Annotated in this window: 1 protein-coding gene; it reads left to right on the top strand. The window is 40.9% G+C overall.

Annotated elements, in window-relative coordinates:
- Window positions 1-584 (top strand): hypothetical protein (locus tag AB4512_RS23890; protein WP_372175983.1); only part of this gene is annotated, 584 nt, incomplete at both ends.

Here is a 584-nt window from a genome sequence, read left to right as displayed (position 1 = left end):
AACGCACAACGAGTGGTTCACCACTTAGAAGAGTGGGCTGATGGACTGTATCAAACAGAAAAAGAAGTACTATTGCAGGCTATTGAGAAAAGATCTCAACTTACGTTCGATTTAATCCACTGGGTAGTACACACAACAAAACTACTTCTGGCTGTTTCTTGTTCTGATATTTGCGATGATCATCATAGAGACAAACTAAGAAAATCGGCTAGTTGGTTGATTAGTGTGCTCTCTTGGATTCCTGACGACGAAGGAACAATAAAATATATAGAAACGTACCGTATCGCAGATAATATCTTCGAATCCGCAGTAGATGCTCATAAACGTGGTTGTGATATCGAAGCGCTTGAGATTCGAAGCTTACTTCTTAGTTGGACACGTAAGGTCGGTAAATATCAGACTGGTTGGGCATCCTTAGAAACTGCTTGTTGTGGCTTGGCATGCTTGAATCTAATCCTTGAGTTCTCAGATGAGAAACTGTTCACTGACATAGACGCATACATTTCCATGAATGATGCCCCTAATTTTGATATTCGTTCAAGAGCCGCTTCTGGCCTACATAAAAAAGCAGATAACTTCCGCTC

Origin of the sequence: Vibrio sp. 10N.222.52.B7, assembly GCF_041474275.1 — a bacterium.
Classification (GTDB): domain Bacteria; phylum Pseudomonadota; class Gammaproteobacteria; order Enterobacterales; family Vibrionaceae; genus Vibrio; species Vibrio crassostreae_C.
This window is presented reverse-complemented; position numbering and strand designations above follow the sequence as displayed.